Raw genomic sequence first — 19,077 nt, forward strand, 5'->3', positions numbered from 1 at the left:
TAGTCATGACGATGACATGTATGGTCAATCAATCTTTAGTTAAGTTGTTATATGCCGTGAGAGTGCATGTTTAGAGTGTGAAACACCGTATTCACAAGGTGTCTAAAACGAGAAAAAATATATGACGTGAGATTCGGTAATTTTTACCAATTGGCACAATTGCCGAGCGCAACAATAGCACTTTTTAAATTGATCAGCAATCATGCAATTTCAAGAAGCTTAAATTTCAGTTTTTTGCACAAAAGGGCATGCAAATTATGGTTGTGCACAAACTCAAAGTTATCCACATATTCGATAAAAAATTAAGCATCATGGGCAAGGATTAACTTGAAAATCTGTAGTTTCCTCTCCTTTTGTACATTGATAGCTTTGCTTTTTATTCACAATTTTCCAGATTTGCTGATCTCGTTTTAATAAATATTCAGTACGTGTTTTCGACACCGCATCTGGACTAGGTTCTATTTGCAAAATAGTAACTTGCGCACTGGAAGGATCATCCGAAGCATTCATTTGCTGTGAAATATCTAAATTGCTTGCATCATTTAAAAGATCTGGTTGATCGAGTAATACAGCCTGTATAGGACTATCAGCAAGTTGAGCAGAAGATTTTTGAGGTGGAGCACAAGCTGTTAATATGCTTAAGCTGAAAATAATCAACAAACCATTCTTTTTCATCACTCTTCCCCTCTATTTACTCAAAATTAATGCTAAAGATAATAGGCCACTTTTTCCTTTTGAGCTTTGTAAATAGGTATAAATTTATTGATATTAATGAGATAGATTAGTTTTAAATAGAAATCCAATAATTATTATTGATTTTTTATCAACAATATTTTTCCTATTCATGCATTTTTCTACAACAGTAAATCTCATACAGTATGCGTCAAATACAGGAATTTAATGAGAGCAACCTCCATGAGTAAGATTTTAGTGATTAATGGTGCTAAACAATTTGCCCACTCAAACGGTGAATTAAATGACACATTAACCACCCTAGCAACCACACATCTCACGGAACTCGGCCACGAAGTTCAAGTCACCCGTGCAGACAGCAATTATGATGCTGAAAGTGAAGTTGAAAAATACTTATGGGCAGATGTTGTTATTTATCAAATGCCAGGCTGGTGGATGGGCGCACCTTGGACAGTCAAAAAGTATATTGATGATGTCTTTACCACTGGTCATGGTTCACTTTATGCAAGTGATGGGCGTAGCCGTTCTGATGCCTCAAAAAAATATGGTTCAGGTGGTCTAATTCATGACAAAAAATATATGCTGTCATTGACTTGGAATGCTCCAATGGAAGCATTTGAAGATGCAGATCAATTCTTCCACGGCGTAGGTGTAGATGGTGTTTATTTACCATTTCATAAAGCCAATCAGTTCTTAGGCATGAGCACCCTTCCGACATTTATCGTAAATGACGTAATTAAAATGCCTAACGTTGATAGTTATGTTGAAGAATATAAAGCACACTTAAATACTGTATTTGCAGCAGCCTAATAAGGAGAAATCCATGCTAACCATTATTGCGGAAATTCGTACTAAATCGGGTGGACAGCATCGCCAGAACGTATTGGATGCCTTTCAAAAAATCATTCCAACTGTTTTAGCAGAAGATGGTTGTCATGGTTATGAACCTTTAGTTGACCACATCTCAAATGCGAGCTTCCAAAACAAAGACCCAGACATTATTGTGATGTTAGAAAAATGGGAAAGTGTTACCCATCTTGAAGCACATTTAGCGACGCCTCATATGCAAGCGCATCATGCAGCCGTTAAAGATGATGTAGTTGACGTCAAAATTAAAATTTTAGAAAGCGGCGTATAATTTAGGTCATTAAAAAAGACGATATATTTATCGTCTTTTTTGTTTTTAAGAGCAAAGCTGGGTTTGAAAACCTCTAGAGCCTTTCCCTCTCGCGCATTGATAGCTCTTTTGCTTATTTTGCAATTGCCACTTTTCATCAACCAATTTGAATGAATATTCTGTTCGGATTGCAGAAACAGAATCATCCATTAAACCTGTTTGGATAACGGTAATACGGGAAACTGTTGGAGATTCTACTCGGTTAAATACTTGCTGAACTGAGGTATTGTTATGCTCTTTTACGATCTCAGGCTGGGCTTTAAGTACTTGTTGCATCGGAGTTTCCGAACCCACAAAAGGAATTAATTTACTGGTCGTCGCACACCCAGTGAAAAGCCCAGCACAAAGCGCTGAAATTAAAAATAAACGTTGCATTTTTATCACCAAAACAAAAGCCATAGCTTTATGATGCTATGGCTTTGTCGGTTACTCTGTAGAAACTATGTAGTCCTACAAAATAGATCTAATTTAAAGATCGAATAATTTACCTGGGTTCATCAAACCATTCGGGTCAAATACTTTTTTCAAAGCTTTCATATATTCAATTTCTTCAGGCGAACGTGAATATTCCAAATATGGCTTTTTCGTCATACCTACACCATGCTCGGCAGAGATTGAACCGTCATATTTTTTAACGGTATCGAACACATATTTATTTACCACCTGACACTTCGCAAAGAACTCATCTTTGGTTAAGTTTTCAGGTTTTAAAATATTTAAGTGCAAGTTGCCGTCACCGATATGACCGAACCAGCAAATTTCAAAATCAGGATAGTTTTCTTGAACAATTGCATCAATCTCACGAATAAATGCAGGTACGTGAGTAATTAATACTGAGATATCGTTTTTGTATGGAATAAATGGCGCGATTGATTCAGAGATATCTTCGCGTAAACGCCATAAGCTTTCTACTTGGTCAAGGCTCTGGCTCATTACGCCATCAAGTACCCAACCCTGCTCCATACAATGCTCGAAAATTTCCATTGCTTTATCGAGAATCGGCTCATATGGAGCTTCAAACTCAAGTAATACATAGAACGGGCATTCAGTTTCGAATGGGCGTTGTACATGGCCATGATCTAAAACTTTTTGCATTGCAAGTTCACCAAAGAACTCAAATGCAGTTAAGTCGATGTCTTTTTGGAAAGCATGTAACACAGGCATTACTGCATCGAAATCTGGAACACCTAAAACTAAAACTTGTAAGTTTTGTGGTTGACGCTCAAGTTTAATTTCTGCTTCGGTCACTAAACCTAATGTGCCTTCACCGCCAATAAACAAATGCTGTAATGCATAACCAGTTGCATTTTTAACCATGCCTTTGTTTAAACGCAGGATATCACCTTTACCAGTCACTACGGTTAAGCCAAGCACCCAGTTACGTGTCATGCCATATTTAATAACTTTAATACCACCAGCATTGGTACCAATATTACCGCCAATCTGACTAGAACCCGCTGAAGCAAAGTCCACCGGATAATACATGCCTTGTTCTTCTGCATAATTCTGCAATTGCTCAGTCACAACACCAGCTTGCACTCGAACCATACGATCTGCCGGGAAGAACTCAAGAATTTGGTTCATTTTGTCCATGCTAATGACAATTTCACCATTGGTTGCTACCGCACCAGCAGAGAGACCAGTACGACCACCTGACGGTGTAATCGCAACATTAAACTGGTTCGCAAGCTTTACAACTGCCTGAACTTGTTCAGTCGTTGACGGAAAAACGATGACCGATGGGTTCGGATTAAAATGCTTGGTATGATCTTTACCCCAGTTTTCGAGACTATCAGCATCAGTTTTAATACGGTTTTCACCGACAATTGCTGTTAATTGGGTGAGTAACTCAGGTGTTAAAGCGACTGGAGCATTCATCGTTTGCAGACCTAGCAAGAAGTAAACTGTGGTGGGACTATGACCTCATAATTCTCAAGGTTCTCACCTGAGCAAAGCCATAATGTTCAAGGAACTCCTATATTCTACATGTATCCGCGCAAGCGATAAAGTTCAGAATAGAGATACTGTCACTACAAAACATGTTTAACGTAAATAAATACTTTCTATAGGGCTTTCAGAGAAAAATCGCATTTAAATAACAACCAAAGCATATTTTAAAATGCTGGACAAGCCATAAACAGAAGTGATTAGACATAGATAAAATTGCCATAAGGCGATGGTATAAACGAAATATCTATAGCACCGCCCATTATGTTATTATACCGCCACCAAATTTGGCCTTTGTAGCGGAGCCGTAATGAGCCAACATCTTTCACTACCTAAAGATAAAATCCGTTTCCTTTTGTTAGAAGGCGTTCACCAAAACGCAGTCGATACTTTAAACGCTGCGGGTTACACCAATATTGACTATCGTAAAACTGCTCTTGAAGGCGAAGCGCTTAAAGAAGCAATTAAAGATGCTCACTTTATTGGTATTCGTTCGCGTACCCAATTGACTGAAGAAGTTTTCGAAGCTGCAAACAAATTGATCGCAGTAGGTTGTTTCTGTATCGGAACAAACCAAGTTGATCTTAAAGCAGCAATGGCACGTGGTATTCCTGTATTCAACGCACCGTATTCAAATACGCGTTCGGTTGCAGAGCTTGTACTTGCTGAAACGATTCTTCTTCTTCGCCGTGTTCCTGAAAAATCGGCGGCTTGTCATCGTGGTGGTTGGGACAAGTCTGCTGTCGGTTCTTTTGAAACTCGTGGCAAAACTTTAGGTATTGTGGGTTACGGTTCCATCGGTTCTCAACTTTCAGTTCTTGCTGAAAGTATGGGTATGCATGTTATTTATTATGATGCAGTAACCAAATTACCAATGGGTAATGCTCGCCAAGTTGGTTCTTTAGATGAACTTTTAGCAACTGCAGATGTTGTAACGTTGCATGTGCCAGATGTTCCGTCTACACGTAACTTCTTCACTAAAGAACAATTTGCGAAAATGAAAGAAGGCGCGATCTTCTTAAATGCTGCACGTGGTACATGTGTAGTGATTGAAGATTTAGCTGATGCAATCAAGTCTGGTCATATTGCTGGTGCAGCGGTTGACGTATTCCCGAAAGAACCAAAAGCAAATGGTGAAGAATTCCAATCCCCACTTCGCGGCTTAGACAACGTGATTTTAACTCCTCACGTTGGTGGTTCAACCATGGAAGCGCAAGCAAACATTGGTTTAGAAGTTGCAGAGAAATTTGTTGCTTACTCTGACAAAGGTATGACACTTTCTGCGGTGAACTTCCCAGAAATCGCATTACCATTGACAGCTGGTCAACACCGTTTATTGCATATCCACAAAAACGTGCCAGGTGTATTGTCTAAAATCAACAACTTGTTTGCTGAACAAGGCATCAACATTTCTGGTCAGTCACTTATGACTAAAGGTGACATCGGTTACCTCGTAATGGATGTTGACGCTTCTGCTTCTCAAGAAGCTTTAGATATGTTGCATGAAGTTGAAGGTACAATTCGCGTGCGCGTATTGTTCTAATCCGAACTGTAAATTCAAAAGCCACAGCATTGTCTGTGGCTTTTTTATGGGCATTTACATTATCATGTGAAAAGTATACCAATTGATCAAATAATAAAATGTCCACTTTAAACCAGAAATCTCAGCTACATGCTTTGGGTTTTCTCATCCTCGCTATGTTAAGCGTTCAAAGTAGCGCATCTTTAGCTAAAATTTTATTTCAGAACTTTCCTGTACTCACTGTTTCTGCAATGCGGCTATGTTTAGGTGCAATTATTCTTGCGATTATTTTTCAAATTTGGCGAATTAATTTTAGTCAGGTCCGCTGGAAAGCAATCTTAGCTTATGGATTTGCGCTTGCAGGCATGAACGCTTTATTTTATCTGTCGATCGAACGCTTACCGATTGGAATTGCAGTTGCTTTTGAATTTATTGGTCCTTTAAGTGTAGCCTTATACCACGCACGCCAAAAATATGATTTTGTTTGGGTGAGCTTCGCAATTATTGGGCTGATTTTACTTTTCCCTTTCAATCAGGCTCATAGCCTAGATTGGATCGGCGTTTTATTTGCAATTAGTGCAGGATCTTGTTGGGCACTTTACATTATTGCCGGGCAGAAACCTTCTGGTATTTCTGGTAATCATACGGTGTGTTTAGGAATGAGTGTAGGTGCATGCATCTTATTACCCATTACCTTTTTTTCAGGCTCAATTGCACAAATTATAGAACTTCCCTATCTTTTTTATTTTATTGGTTTGGCCATTTTAGCCAGTGCTCTTCCATTCTCTTTAGAAATGTTAGCACTGCGCAATTTGACACCTCTAAGCTTTGGAACATTGATGAGCCTAGAGCCCGCAGTTGCAGCACTATCTGGGTTTATCTTCTTGGGTGAATATCTTTTATGGAATCAATGGCTAGCACTTGCAACCATTATCACTGCCTCTGTTGGTTGTACCGTAACCACCCAAAAAGCTCGCCAAGAACGTGAAAAAGCCGCAAGTTAATTTAATGAAAACTGCCAGCTAAAACATAGTATTCGTTATAATTGTCCACCATTATTTTTAGACATCAGATGAAGCGCTAGAGTATTTTCCATGCAAAATCTTCCAATTATTGCTGTGCTGTATATGATTTTGTCTATGGTCTCATATCAAATCAGCGCTTCATTTGCCAAACAGCTCATTGCAACATTAGACCCTCTCACCGTTACAGTTTTAAGGCTGAGTTTTGCAACGGTTATTGTCGCAATTATGTTCCGATCTTGGAAAATCTGGTCACGCTTATCCTATTTAAAATGGCGTGATTTATTGATGTACTGCGCTTCTTTAGGCTTAATGAATATCCTATTTTATACCTCACTTGGAAAACTACCCCAAGGTATTGCTGTTGGATTAGAGTTTATTGGTCCATTGGGTCTTGCGCTTCTTTCTATTAAACAAAAGAGCGACTACATTTGGGTAGCACTGGCCATGTTAGGCATTGCACTCATGGTACCTTGGCAAAACCCTATTCAACACCATTTCTCGTATGTAGGTGCAGCATGTGCGCTAGGTGCTGGTCTTTGCTGGGCTTTCTATATCTATTTCGGTCATAAAGTTGTGACCCAAAATATCGGGATGCATGCATTAACGATTGGGATCGGTGTATCTGCACTTGCCTTATTGCCAATTGGAATCTGGCACAATGCTTCTGCATTACTTGAAACACAGTACTGGGGCAAAGCCTTACTTATTGCGGTGTTAGCGACTGCAATTCCATATGCACTCGATTTAATGGCTCTCAAACAACTCAATAAATTAACTTACGGGACTCTAACGAGTTTAGCACCAGCATTGGCAGCATTAACGGGTTTCTTATTGCTTCACGAAGAAATCAGCATGCTGCAATGGGTGGCTTTGGCTTGCGTAATGCTGGCCTCTATTGGTGTTACTTTAAGAAGTACTAAAAAGGCTGCATAGGTTTACTCTACTGCTGTTTTTTATATTTTTTATATTCCTTTAAATATTTATTACCCAGCGTTTCTTTTTCGCTGTCTTTCAGAATTTTTCCGGCTTGCTGAAAAAATTTATGTTCTTCTTCTTTTAAATGATGATGGACTTTTTCACTCAACTGTTTGGCGGTTGCTAACCAGCTCGGGCTACTCATATCGGTTTTTTCAAGTTGTTCGACCAACTCATCCATTTCATGATGTTCAGATAAAGCATGTCTCGTAATATCTAAACCGACATCATCAAACATTAAAGGAATATAGAGGTAACGGTCTTCGGCAACTGAATGGGCATAAAGTTCATTTTTTAATGCATCAAATAATTCTTTTCGTTCTTCGGTTAAACCGTGTGTCTGAATGAGTTGTTCAGAAAGGTTTCGTTGATTTTCATGGCTTTCTCTTAATGCTTCGAAAATATTCATTCTCTTCCTCATTTTTTAGCTAAAAAATCTTTTTTATTTCAAGGTTTATCATACGTTGAAATTTATAATGTTTAAGTAGCTTAAAATGAGACTATTTTTTACACAGTTTTCTTTCTAGTAAATTTCTGTAATGATTTTTATATTTCTAGCTTTAAATGATACATAAAAGTATGAACTGCATTTTAGGGACAGCTCATACTTTCAATCTTGTTTAACCCGTAACAAACATTTGATAGCCCAAACGGCAAATCAGAATACTCACCAAAATTAAAAAGATAATTCGTACAAAACCACTGCCATATTTAAGTGCAGTACGTACCCCAACAATAGAACCTAGCACGTTAGCCGCTGCCATCATTAAACCAATATGTAAAATAGCGTGACCAGTCGGGATGAGAAAACTCAGCGCAGCTAAGTTAGTCATAAAATTACCAATTTTTGACAAAGCTGAAGCATGCAAGAAATCAACTTGTAAAAAACGGATAAAGAAGAAAATAAAGAAACTACCAGTACCCGGCCCAAAAATACCGTCGTAGAAACCAATGGCCAAACTACCAATACCAGCTAAAATTAACATTTTCGTGGTAATTTTTTGCTCGGTATGAACTTGACCGAAGTTCTTTTTAACCAGGGTATAAATCGCAATCACAATCAACATCACGAAAACGAAAGGACGCAATACCGATTGAGGAATAAGTGATAAACATGCCGCGCCAGCAAAAGAACTAATCAAGGCACAAATGGCAATAACGGCTAAAAGCTTCCATTGCAACTTAACTTTTTTAGCAAATGTATAAGCCGCCGATGCTGTACCAAAAATGGATGAGACTTTATTGGTACCAATCACCGTAGCAGTCGACATGTTAGGAAAAGTGCTCATGATCCCGGGAATCTGGATGAGTCCACCGCCGCCTACAGCAGCATCAATTGCTCCTGCAGTAAACGCAAAAAAGATCAAACTAAGGATAACGTCCCATTCCATGCCCATGCTCTATACTCTACATCTACTACAAATTTAAGATACGCTTAGGTACCAACCGTTTTTTATCAGTAATCTCGGCTAAGCCTAAACAGCGCTCACCCGAAAACACCAAAACTTCTGCTTCTGCAGAATGCTCAATATTGCTTTCTAAACCGTTGCAAAAATATTTTTCACGCCCTTCCGGAACCTGAATTTTTAAGAAATGGTCAACTGGTGCATAAACTGGAAGTAGCAAAGCTTCTCTTTGCTCTTCTGTTAAACTTTCCAGATATTCAATGGTATAGCTCGGTATAAGCTCAAAATATCCTGTTTGAGTCCGGTTCAGCATCGTTAAATGCCCACCACAACCAAGTGCTTCACCAATATCTTCACCTAATACACGGATGTATGTACCTTTAGAACAGGTTACATCCAGAGTGATACTATTTTCGGTAAATTCAATAAGCTCTAAAGCATAAATCGTGACTGGACGCGCTTCTCGCTCAATCTCTATACCTTTTCTCGCCAACTCATATAACGGCTTACCTTCTTTTTTCAAAGCCGAATACATGGGCGGAACTTGTTGAATATCGCCTCTAAACTTTTCTAAAGTTTGTTCAATAAGTTCTTGGTTAAGAACAGGAATAGGACGCTCTTGTAAAATCTCCCCTTCCACATCACCTGTTGTTGTGGTCTGTCCCAATCGAACAGTGGTTTGATAACGCTTTGTTGAGTCCAGCAAATAATGTGAGAACTTGGTTGCCTCTCCCAAACAAATCGGGAGCAAACCTGTCGCCAAGGGATCTAACGCTCCAGTATGGCCTGCTTTTTGGGCGCGATATAACCAACGCACTTTTTGCAAAGCGGCATTTGAACTTAAGCCTAATGGTTTATTTAATAGAAATACACCACTGATATGGCGACGAGAAATTTTTTGATTTTTTGTCGTCATTTTTACTGGAACACAAAGCTAGAAAAAAGTGCCGACATGTTAGCAAATTCGGCAAGATATTTTCACAATATTTAAGTGCCTTTTCACTTATTTTATGGCACATTAATGATCGAGTAAAAAAACAACAAATTAAAACTTAAGGAAGATATCTTTATGCAAGGGATGCAGAAGAAGGTATTGTGGTGCGTGCTCGGATTTTTTATTTTGAGCCTCATTGCATGTGTCTATTGGTTAAAGCCTGACTCAAAAAACACATTAGCCCAAGTCAGTGAAACCACAGCTCAAAATTTATCATCGGCTCAACCCACAAATCATTCATCGCTAAATGCAGATGCTTACCATAGTAAAAGTCAGCAAGATACTGAAGTTAACTGTCAGTTAAAAATTGATAGTTCCCAACATTTGGTTGTTAACAGTCAAACTCGTGACTGCTTTGAATATTTTATTACTCAATATGGAGAAAATGATTTAGAGCAAATTAAAAATCACTTTGGACAATTTATTCAGGGGAAATATTTAGAGCCAGCTCGCTCACAGATTCTGGATTTATGGACCCGCTACTTAAAATACCGTGAACAGCTTGCTCAAATCCAAACACCTCCATCAAAACAACAAGATAAAAATTATTTTCAAAAGATCTTTAATTCAATGCAAGATCTAAGAAAACGTTTCTTTTCATCCGCTGAAATTGAAGGGCTCTTCTCAACCGAAGATATCTATCAGAACTATACGCTTGATCGTATGCAAATACTTGAGGACTCATCTTTAAGCGAAATTGAAAAAGTACAAAAACTTAAAGAACGCTTTGAACAACTACCTGAAGACTGGCAACAAAACCTACAAGAGCTCTCTAAACTTGATGATTTACATACGCTGACTAAACAAATTAAAGCTCGTCATGGTTCTGCAGAAGAACTTAGACAAATGCGTACAGCACTTGTTGGAGCCGAGGCGACTCAACGATTAGAAACTTTAGATACACAGCGTAGTGCTTGGCAGCAGAGGGTCACAAGTTACTTGAGTGGACGAGATGAAATTATTAAAAGCAATATGAGCGATAGTGCTAAAAACCAAGCCATACAACAATTACGCCAACAACAATTTAACTCATCACAAGAACAATTAAGACTTCGAACTTTTGAAACGGTCCATGATCAGGGAGGTGAACTGCCATTTAATTATTAAGCCTTTTCTTTTAGGAACTGGCTAAACAAGCACTAGCAGTAAGAAGCTGCTTTTCATACAAAATAAAAATAGTGAGTAAAAAATGAAAAGGAAGTTAACGTTTTTTTGCGCTGCAATGCTCTCAGGACTGAGTATTTCAGCGGCCCATGCCACAAATGCTGAACAAGTTAAAAACTCGTTCGTCTATTCATCTTATGCACAAACCAAATATCCACTGGTTTTTAACCACGGTATGGCGGGTTTTAACCGAGTTGGGACAGATACACTTGGTCTCGATTACTGGTACCAAATCCTTCCGGATCTTGCTCGTAATGGAGGAAATGTCTGGGCCACCAGAGTGTCACCTTTTAACTCAACAGAAGTGCGTGGTGAACAACTTGCCCAGCAAGTAGAAGAGATTATTGCCATTACTGGTAAACCTAAAGTCAACTTGATCGGTCATAGCCATGGGGGCCCGACAATTCGTTATGTGGCCGGTATCATGCCAGAGAAAGTTGCCTCACTCACTACAATTGGTGCGCCTCATAAGGGATCACCAATGGCAGATGTGATCCTGAACGTTGAGGGTACTCCTCTGTCTGGACTGGCAACGTTAGTAAACTGGTTTTCAGCAGCCATTACTTGGGCAGGAGGCCTAGACCCAACAAGCTATCCGCATGACTCTTTAGCAGGTGCTCATAGCTTATCAACTCAAGGTTCAGCTCAATTTAATGCTCAATTCCCTATGGGTGTACCAACTACTTCTTGTGGTGAAGGGACATATCAAGAGAAAGGTATTTATATGTATTCTTTCTCGGGGAATAAAGCGCTGACCAATCCATTAGATCCATTTGATATTGCGCTTACAGGCAGTAGTTTAGTAGTCGATCCATTTGGTGATAATGATGGACTTGTTTCCCGATGCAGTGCCAAATTTGGAAAAACAATTCGTGATGATTACAACTGGAATCATTTAGATGAAGTGAACCAAGTGCTTGGTATACGTTCTATTTTTGCTTCCGATCCTGTCTCGGTTTACCGTCAACATGCAAATCGTCTGAAACTTCAAGGACTATAGTTTTTAAACAAAAAATGCGCCAAAAGGCGCATTTTTTACTCGCTATAAGCTTACGCTTTACGAGCTGGTAATTTTTCACGAATACGTGCAGCTTTACCAGACAAGTCACGAAGGTAGTAAAGTTTAGCACGACGAACGTCACCACGACGTTTCACTTCGATTTTAGCAACAACTGGTGAGTGAGTTTGGAATACACGCTCAACACCAACACCGCTAGAAATTTTACGTACTGTGAACGCAGAGTTCAAACCACGGTTTTTCTTAGCGATTACAACACCTTCAAATGCTTGAAGACGTTCACGATCACCCTCTTTTACTTTTACTTGAACGATGACAGTGTCACCAGGAGCAAAAGCAGGGATATCAGATTTTAACTGTGCATTTTCAACAGCTTGAACTAAAGGATGTTTACCACTCATTGTGGGAATCTCCAATATGTGCGGAGTCAGAAGAGGTCTGAATTTCCGCTGGGGATAGAGGCTAAAGCGCATATCAACCCGTTTATCTTTCCCTTTACGACAATATGTCTATAAAGAGCCTTTAAATTTACATAAAACTATTCAATAAATAGAATTATGCTTTAACTCGAAGCATTGCTTCTCGTCTTGTTGCAGAACTTTCGTTCTTGAGAATAACGATTAAGAGTTACCGTTATTCAATTGCGTATCTTTTAGCCATTTTTTTTGCTGCTTAGTCAACTCAACCTTTTCGACCAACTCTGGTCGGCGCTCTAGAGTTCGTTGATATCGCTGCAAAAAGCGCCATTTTTCAATGTTGCCATGATGTCCAGATTTTAATACCTCTGGCACATCCAGCCCTTCAAAATGGTCAGGCTTTGTATATTGCGGACAATCTAAAAGACCATCAACAAAAGAATCTTGTACTGCTGATTGTTCATCTGACATTACATTCGGCAAACGGCGAATAATACTGTCAAGTAACACCATAGCGGGCAGTTCACCACCAGATAGAACATAATCACCAATTGACCATTCTTGATCAACATAATGCTGGATCAAACGTTCATCTACCCCCTCATAACGTCCACACAGTACAATTAAGCCGTCATAATCAACAAACTGCTGTACTGCCTGTTCATTTAAGGTTTTGCCTTGTGGGGACATATACACCACAGGAACATGAACACGTCCTGCTTGTAAGGCAAGCTGTTTGGCATGTGCAATTGCTTTCGCCAAAGGCTCAGCCATCATCACCATACCTGGGCCACCACCAAATGGACGTTCATCCACTCTTCTGTAGTTTCCCTCAGCAAAATCACGAGGATTAATACAAGTGACTTGTACAATATCTCGTTTTGCCGCACGTCCGCTGATGCCGTAGGCTGTAATCGCTTCAAACATTTCAGGAAAAAGCGTAATGACTGCAAAAAACATCACAGACTCCTCTATTTTCCTGCTGTATTAATCCTAAAAGGATTAATAATCTACGCCCCAATTGACGTAAATACGACCAGCTTCAAGATCAACACGTTGTACTACATCTTTATGCCAAGGAATCATGCGCTCTTCTGAATCAATGCTGTCTGGGGTAGCATGCACCACCATCACATCATTAGCTCCAGTTTCAAACAACTCATGAATTTTCCCTAAGTTTACTTCCTGTTCTTCTTCATCAAGACCTAACACAGTTAAGCCCTTTAAATCTGACCAGTAGTATTCATCTACATCTGCTTTTGGCAGTTGAGACTTAGCAATCCAGATATTAGCACCAACCAAGCTTTCCGCCCCAGTGCGATCACTCACACCTTTCAACGCAACAACTAGGCCTTTGCCATGTGGTTTCCAACGTTTTACATCTATTGTTTGCCAACCGGCCTTGGTCTCAATGTACCAAGGCAGGTAGTCAAACATGTTGCTCATAGGTTCTGTATTTGAATACACCCAGAGCCACCCATTCAATCCATAAGCTGAACGTAACTGTCCAATCTGAATACGATCTTCGGGAACATTCTGTGTTGATGTCATGGGCTACCTACTACAAAAATTATGCAGTAGCTTTTTTAGCTTGAGCAGCTAAAGAAGCAACACGTTCAGAAGGTTGAGCACCTTGAGAAACCCAGTGAGCAAAACGGTCTGCATCTAAACGAAGTTTTTCTGCTTGACCTTGTGCAGTCGGGTTAAAGAAACCGATACGCTCGATGAAACGACCATCACGTGCATTGCGGCTGTCAGTCACAACGATTTGATAGAATGGACGTTTTTTTGCGCCGCCACGTGCTAAACGAATAACAACCATGATAAAAGCCTTATAATTCTTACGGATTATCCCTGCGCCGACCATCGGCAACACTTCAAACCCCTTTCATAGAGGGCGACATTCTACGTGATTTTCGCCCTGAAAGAAAGATTATTTTTTGAGTTATCCGCAGTTTTGAATTTAAAATTACTGTAGCCAATTTGATGTGGCAGATAACGCACAATCAGTTGCACCTTTTGCCCAGAATTTTTGCCCTTGATCATTAAGACAAATGATCCCATCACCAGCTTGAGAACTAGTAGCAATAGGTGTAGCAGTTAACACCCAGCTTGAATCAGTTATGCTAGAAAAAGCTAAGTTATATAAGGCTTGGCCTTGTTGAGGACTGACATTAGAACCATAAATCGAAGTAATCGTCGCATTCGACGGATAACGATTGTGAACTACTTTTTCTGATTCTAATGTTTGGGCAATATTCATCATTTCAGACTGAACAGCTGTACGATGCCCTTTGCGTAAATACTGCAAATACGAAGGTGTCGCTATAGCTGCTAAAATTGCAATTATTGCTACTACAATCATGAGTTCTATTAAGGTAAAACCATTCTTCATTGCCAATTCTCACTATTTGTTTCACATACATTGCAAGTGACTGTTCCACCACAGTCATTATCAACAGCTGTAGCTGTTAAACTTTGGCAGCGCAAACCTGAATTCTTAGCAATAAAATTAAAGTTTCTTGAATCTGTAGTTGTCGCTTTAATGACCCATGTTTGCCCATTTGCAGCAGCATTCGTCAATAAATTTCCTGTCGTCGTATCATCACTAATTTCAATCGTATAACCACCCCGTGGCAAAGTTACAGATGTGGTGGTAAATCCTCTATAGGTAAAGTTCTTGGATTTATGCCGTTCCAACTGTTCTGCCAATTTTAGAATTTCACCTTTAGCAGCAGAAGCCGTCGCTCTACGGCTATAACTTTGATATGAAGGGATAGCAATCGAAGCAAAAATAGCGACAATCACGATGACAACCATGAGCTCAATCAAGGTAACACCCTGATTAAACCGCAGAATATAATATTTATTCATCAGTCATACCTTAGCGATAACGCTCATACCAGCGTGTAGGAACTAAATGACTTGTACACTGCCACTCGCCCGTTCCACTCTCGTTTCCAGACAGTTGTAATTTCCCACAACTATTAGTCACTGGAGGTTCATCTCTTTTTGGAACAAATGCTATGCCGCGAATACCGGAGCCAATAACGTTTTTATTACATTCAGAAGCTCCTACTGGGCAATTAGTACCAGTTTGTGTTTTAAATCCACTTCCATTCTCTTTATTCTGATCAATTGATCCATCAGAATTAAGGCAGGCGCCAAATGGTAAACAGAACGTCTGCTGGTCAGTTTCACCTACTACACGGGGTAAACATGGGTCTGCCGCTACAATGCCTGTTCCCTGCGGATCATAAACAGGCACAATTAAAGTCCCAGTAACGGCCATAGGTTCTTCAAAAGCTTTCAGTCCACCTTTAATACGGAAACTATTATTAGCTTTCTCTGTGCCATCGCTCATACTAGAAAGTGAGCGATACCAACCGTTTTGTCCCGCCCCAGTGTTGGGAAAGAAAATCTGTGCTACTCGTGTTTCTCCAGATCGTAAAATTTGTGGATTTTTTCGAAGCGTCGATCGAGTAATATCTTTTGTTTCAAGCTGGCTATCTGTTAAAGACATTAAATTCTTTTTAATAAAGTCTTTGTCGATAATTCCATAAACATTGTTTACAGGTCTTCCACTTAATGCGGTGCTCGGTGACATCCCCTCACGACCTGTAAGCGGATAAACATCTAAAGGTGTACTACGGTCACCTGAAGCAATACCGACAGTAATAAAAGTGCGGATTCCATAATCGTGAATTGTCACTGTTGGCGGTTCATAAAAACGCGGCGCATTCCCAGCGGTATAGTCATTCGAAGCATCATAAGTTGAGTCATTTGTTGCTAAATTCGCTAATCGAACAACTCGAATACCGAAACTGCTATAAGTTGAATTTGTTTTTGTCTGGTTATTATTAAGATCGATACGGAAGATTTGCCCGCCTAAATCACCAAAATATAAATGGTCGACTAAACCATCAGCATCTCGATCCAAGGTACTAATGCGACTAACAATACTGTGCTTCATATTAGAGTTATCTATATTAGAGCCTGTATCACTAGTCCACCATAAGCGTTCCCCAGTTTTAGCATCAATAATATAAACAGCATTCCCTTTTGCTTTTCCATTCGTAAAGCAAGAACTACTCAAGGTAATATTCGGGTTTTCATAACATTGGTCGTAGCCACCACCAACAATCATAACGCGTTTAATCACCCCGTTATAACGTATATTTGCAAGTACAGGTTTAGACCAACTCTGCCCCATGCGACTATAATCAGTTTGATCTGCTCCTACTCTAAACAGGAGCTTAGGTGATGCAGGATTTAAGACATTTAAGCCATAATAGCTGCTGCCCCCCATTCGCATGCCACCATAAATATTCATTTGCTTTGCAGTTACTTTTGATACTGCTGAGCTACCGCTTCCCGTTGTAGTAATACTATATGCAGGGTCAGATACCCAAGCTCCATCCATACCGTGAGCAGGAGCTGTAGCATCACTTTGGCCAACCACTAAAGCTTTTGATGCAACTGGATCATTTAATATATCGGCAGGAACGAAAGCCATTTGTTCTACACCAGTTGAGGCATCCACAATATGCAGACCGCCTTCCATCGTTCCATAGAGAATGGATTGTTTACGCGCAGAAGTTAAATTCCCATTTTCATCTAATGTTCCATTATAGGTAAGCTGTACCGGTAAAGAATGAATACTACCGCCCATCGATAAATAGGGTTCATTCGATGTAACTAATGACGAAGGTAAGGTCGTAGCACTAATATCAGTTGAGTAACCTAGATAATTTAATATTTTTAATTTCAAGCTAATCGGGAAAGCTTTTAAAATATCTTGTCCAGTTGATGCATTAAATTTTCCTAAAACATAACTTGCTGTATTAGCCACACTATCAAAAGGATTAGTTCCTTCTGTTGGAGTAGCTGGAATTTTTAGCAAATTAGTTCCAGAAGTCGATATTTTCGTTAAGCTACCATCCGCCGCAACAGCGGAAACATCAGTAAATAAGTTGCGGATTTTAGTTTGTACTGCGTAATAATATTTTGTGATATTTCCTTCTTCATCACGTGTTTCATTTTGTCCAGCAATTGGTAAAGGAACTTTTGCATATGAACCACCAAAAAAGACTTTACCTCCATCATTATAAGTAGAGCTATTCCAATAATCTTTCGTACCCGTTCTAAATGCCCCAGTTGCGTTGTAAACCAACCCACCAGTATTCGCTTCAAAAGCACCAGCATTTGTTCCCGATAAAACAACATGATATTTCTTTAAATTTCCACGCCATGTTAAGTAGGTGTTAGCCGGGTTTGGCTCAAAAGCACGTAAGTAACCATATTCCTGTAAATTTTTAGGATTTAGTGCATCATAAGGAACAGAGATAGCACCTGTGGTTAAGGGTTCTAAAGGAACTTTATCTAAGTTATTAATAAATGCGATAACACTATCTGTTACACCTTGCGCACTTTGGGTAGGGAAAAAGCCTCCATTTCCATAACCAGGTGCAGCGACCGCATTTGTGGTCTGATTCGGCGAACAATTATCATCACTTTTACGATCAGATTGGGTTCTCGAACTTAAACGACAGGCATTTTTTACATCAGAAGAACTTAAGCTAGAAAAGTCACTACCAAAACCGACAAATGCTGTTTGAATAGAAACTCCAGCTGGGTTTTTTGTTTTATCAAATAATCTTTTTGCAAATTCCCCCATACAGGCCCAACCAGAGTCTGCTGTCGTGTTAGACAAACCTCCAGAACAAGTAAAATTTGCTCCCAAAGTGCTGCCTAGGGCTGTCGACATGACAGTTGCAGAACGTGTATTTGTTGTATTGTTCGGCTCCCCATCTGATAAAAAGTAGATTCCTTGCCCATCACAACTCTGGCGATTGGCCACTGCAGGTAAAGGAGATTGGTAAATAGCATTTAAATTGGAGGCATTTCTATCTACAACAATATTCGGATTGCTAGCTGTATCATTTGATTTTGATTTTGGGATACCACTATCTGCATTTGCTACAGCATAATTAAAGGTGGTGTAGTAATAAGTATAAGAATAGGTCCAATCCGAAGAAGTATCATAAGCAGTTGCCGTATCGACACCCGGATTAGAAGTTGACCAGTTACTCCAATAGTTATTAGAACGACAAGGTTGCCATAGATTTGTAGTATCGATTTGTGAATCGCGATAATTCGTACAATATGAGTATTCCGTTCTATTATCAGATTTTCGCACACGCCTTATATAGCTATCTTTTCGAATGGCATAATTTGCCTCTGAATAGGTCGTTGTACCCATCAAATAAGCAGCAGCTTCCGCATAAGCATGTGCTGAAGGCGTTGACCCGCCAGCAGTTAAATTTGCAACAGCCTGTTTTAATTTATAACGTTGAGAACCCACTGTATTTAACGTACTCGCATCTCCTAAAGGAGCAGCAGCCACTAGAACCTGCCCACTTCGGCTATCACCATTTGCAGAGAAATTTCCCAACCCCACACGAGTGTCATTTAAAACAGGATTATTACTTGCTAAAAAAGCATTCATACCATTTTTAAGCATAGCCAGACGGTTTTCGCCATAACTATTGTTGGTCATACTTCCTGATGTATCCAACATCATCACAATGGTTTTTTTACCAGCTGTAGGTGAAGCATAAATTTGTAAATCACTCGCCTGCACAACGGAGCTTGTCGTTAGCCATGTAAAAGCAACTGAACTCGAACAGATGGCATACCATAAATTATTTGGCTTAAAATTCTTCAATTTTAGTTTCACG

At 39.6% G+C, this 19,077-nt stretch carries 20 protein-coding genes; 7 read left to right on the top strand and 13 right to left on the bottom strand.

Annotated features, from left to right (window positions below):
* Nucleotides 1-309 precede the first annotated feature (309 nt).
* A complete protein-coding gene (locus B806_RS0116825; RefSeq protein WP_079381024.1) occupies nt 310-678 on the bottom strand; it encodes a hypothetical protein in 369 nt (122 codons plus the stop codon).
* Between the two features lie 237 nt (nt 679-915).
* Here B806_RS0116825 and B806_RS0116830 point away from each other — a divergent pair, with 237 nt between their 5' ends.
* Both B806_RS0116830 and B806_RS0116835 read left to right on the top strand, forming a co-directional pair.
* Nucleotides 916-1,503, top strand: coding sequence for an NAD(P)H-dependent oxidoreductase (locus B806_RS0116830; protein WP_002117050.1), 588 nt, complete (start codon nt 916-918; stop codon nt 1,501-1,503).
* A gap of 13 nt (nt 1,504-1,516) precedes the next feature.
* The gene (locus B806_RS0116835) at nt 1,517-1,831 is read left to right on the top strand and encodes a putative quinol monooxygenase (protein ID WP_017403263.1); all 315 of its coding nucleotides are present in this window, start codon (nt 1,517-1,519) and stop codon (nt 1,829-1,831) included.
* A 45-nt stretch (nt 1,832-1,876) separates the two neighbouring features.
* Here B806_RS0116835 and B806_RS0116840 read toward each other — a convergent pair whose 3' ends face one another.
* A complete protein-coding gene (locus B806_RS0116840) occupies nt 1,877-2,245 on the bottom strand; it encodes a hypothetical protein (RefSeq protein WP_017400479.1) in 369 nt (122 codons plus the stop codon).
* A 93-nt stretch (nt 2,246-2,338) separates the two neighbouring features.
* Nucleotides 2,339-3,748, bottom strand: a complete 1,410-nt coding sequence (locus tag B806_RS0116845) for an FAD-binding oxidoreductase (protein ID WP_017403264.1) — start codon at nt 3,746-3,748, stop codon at nt 2,339-2,341.
* Between the two features lie 379 nt (nt 3,749-4,127).
* Here B806_RS0116845 and serA point away from each other — a divergent pair, with 379 nt between their 5' ends.
* The 3 genes from serA to B806_RS0116860 all read left to right on the top strand — a co-directional run bounded on the left by serA (nt 4,128) and on the right by B806_RS0116860 (nt 7,297).
* Nucleotides 4,128-5,360, top strand: a complete 1,233-nt coding sequence (gene serA, locus B806_RS0116850; protein ID WP_002116919.1) for a phosphoglycerate dehydrogenase — start codon at nt 4,128-4,130, stop codon at nt 5,358-5,360.
* A gap of 98 nt (nt 5,361-5,458) precedes the next feature.
* Nucleotides 5,459-6,343, top strand: coding sequence for an EamA family transporter (locus tag B806_RS0116855; RefSeq protein WP_017403265.1), 885 nt, complete (start codon nt 5,459-5,461; stop codon nt 6,341-6,343).
* 90 nt (nt 6,344-6,433) lie between these two features.
* Complete coding sequence (locus tag B806_RS0116860) at nt 6,434-7,297, top strand: EamA family transporter (RefSeq protein ID WP_017403266.1); 864 nt, start codon at nt 6,434-6,436, stop codon at nt 7,295-7,297.
* A 7-nt stretch (nt 7,298-7,304) separates the two neighbouring features.
* Here B806_RS0116860 and B806_RS0116865 read toward each other — a convergent pair whose 3' ends face one another.
* The 3 genes from B806_RS0116865 to truB all read right to left on the bottom strand — a co-directional run bounded on the left by B806_RS0116865 (nt 7,305) and on the right by truB (nt 9,661).
* Nucleotides 7,305-7,748, bottom strand: coding sequence for a hemerythrin domain-containing protein (locus tag B806_RS0116865; protein ID WP_001019905.1), 444 nt, complete (start codon nt 7,746-7,748; stop codon nt 7,305-7,307).
* A 211-nt stretch (nt 7,749-7,959) separates the two neighbouring features.
* Nucleotides 7,960-8,736 (bottom strand): TSUP family transporter, encoded by a 777-nt coding sequence (locus B806_RS0116870; protein ID WP_000525218.1) that lies wholly within the window; start codon nt 8,734-8,736, stop codon nt 7,960-7,962.
* Nucleotides 8,737-8,755: 19 nt separating this feature from the next.
* A complete protein-coding gene (gene truB / locus B806_RS0116875) occupies nt 8,756-9,661 on the bottom strand; it encodes a tRNA pseudouridine(55) synthase TruB (protein ID WP_017403267.1) in 906 nt (301 codons plus the stop codon).
* Nucleotides 9,662-9,814: 153 nt separating this feature from the next.
* Between truB and B806_RS0116880 the strand changes: the two genes are divergently transcribed.
* Both B806_RS0116880 and B806_RS0116885 read left to right on the top strand, forming a co-directional pair.
* Nucleotides 9,815-10,846 carry a lipase secretion chaperone gene (locus B806_RS0116880; protein WP_017403268.1) on the top strand — a complete coding sequence of 344 codons (1,032 nt, stop codon included), beginning with the start codon at nt 9,815-9,817 and terminating at the stop codon, nt 10,844-10,846.
* A gap of 115 nt (nt 10,847-10,961) precedes the next feature.
* Nucleotides 10,962-11,903: an alpha/beta fold hydrolase gene (locus B806_RS0116885; protein WP_014207808.1), complete on the top strand. Its 942-nt coding sequence runs from the start codon at nt 10,962-10,964 to the stop codon at nt 11,901-11,903.
* Between the two features lie 50 nt (nt 11,904-11,953).
* Here the strand turns inward: B806_RS0116885 and rplS are convergent, their stop codons facing one another.
* From rplS to B806_RS0116920, 7 genes are all read right to left on the bottom strand, one after another.
* On the bottom strand, nt 11,954-12,322 hold the full coding sequence (gene rplS / locus B806_RS0116890) for a 50S ribosomal protein L19 (RefSeq protein WP_002116654.1): 369 nt from the start codon (nt 12,320-12,322) through the stop codon (nt 11,954-11,956).
* Between the two features lie 219 nt (nt 12,323-12,541).
* Nucleotides 12,542-13,297 carry a tRNA (guanosine(37)-N1)-methyltransferase TrmD gene (gene trmD / locus B806_RS0116895; RefSeq protein WP_017387036.1) on the bottom strand — a complete coding sequence of 252 codons (756 nt, stop codon included), beginning with the start codon at nt 13,295-13,297 and terminating at the stop codon, nt 12,542-12,544.
* A gap of 42 nt (nt 13,298-13,339) precedes the next feature.
* Nucleotides 13,340-13,888: a ribosome maturation factor RimM gene (gene rimM / locus B806_RS0116900; RefSeq protein WP_002116736.1), complete on the bottom strand. Its 549-nt coding sequence runs from the start codon at nt 13,886-13,888 to the stop codon at nt 13,340-13,342.
* Between the two features lie 19 nt (nt 13,889-13,907).
* Nucleotides 13,908-14,159, bottom strand: a complete 252-nt coding sequence (gene rpsP / locus B806_RS0116905; RefSeq protein WP_000260334.1) for a 30S ribosomal protein S16 — start codon at nt 14,157-14,159, stop codon at nt 13,908-13,910.
* Between the two features lie 147 nt (nt 14,160-14,306).
* A complete protein-coding gene (locus B806_RS0116910; protein ID WP_017387037.1) occupies nt 14,307-14,732 on the bottom strand; it encodes a type IV pilin protein in 426 nt (141 codons plus the stop codon).
* On the bottom strand, nt 14,729-15,211 hold the full coding sequence (locus B806_RS0116915; RefSeq protein WP_017387038.1) for a type IV pilin protein: 483 nt from the start codon (nt 15,209-15,211) through the stop codon (nt 14,729-14,731). Before B806_RS0116915 ends, B806_RS0116910 begins: the two co-directional genes overlap by 4 nt.
* A 10-nt stretch (nt 15,212-15,221) precedes the next feature.
* On the bottom strand, nt 15,222-19,076 hold the full coding sequence (locus B806_RS0116920) for a PilC/PilY family type IV pilus protein (RefSeq protein ID WP_017403269.1): 3,855 nt from the start codon (nt 19,074-19,076) through the stop codon (nt 15,222-15,224).
* Nucleotide 19,077: the final 1 nt, after the last annotated feature.

It is taken from the genome of Acinetobacter sp. TG2027, assembly GCF_000302435.1.
Taxonomy (GTDB): Bacteria; Pseudomonadota; Gammaproteobacteria; order Pseudomonadales; family Moraxellaceae; genus Acinetobacter; species Acinetobacter pittii.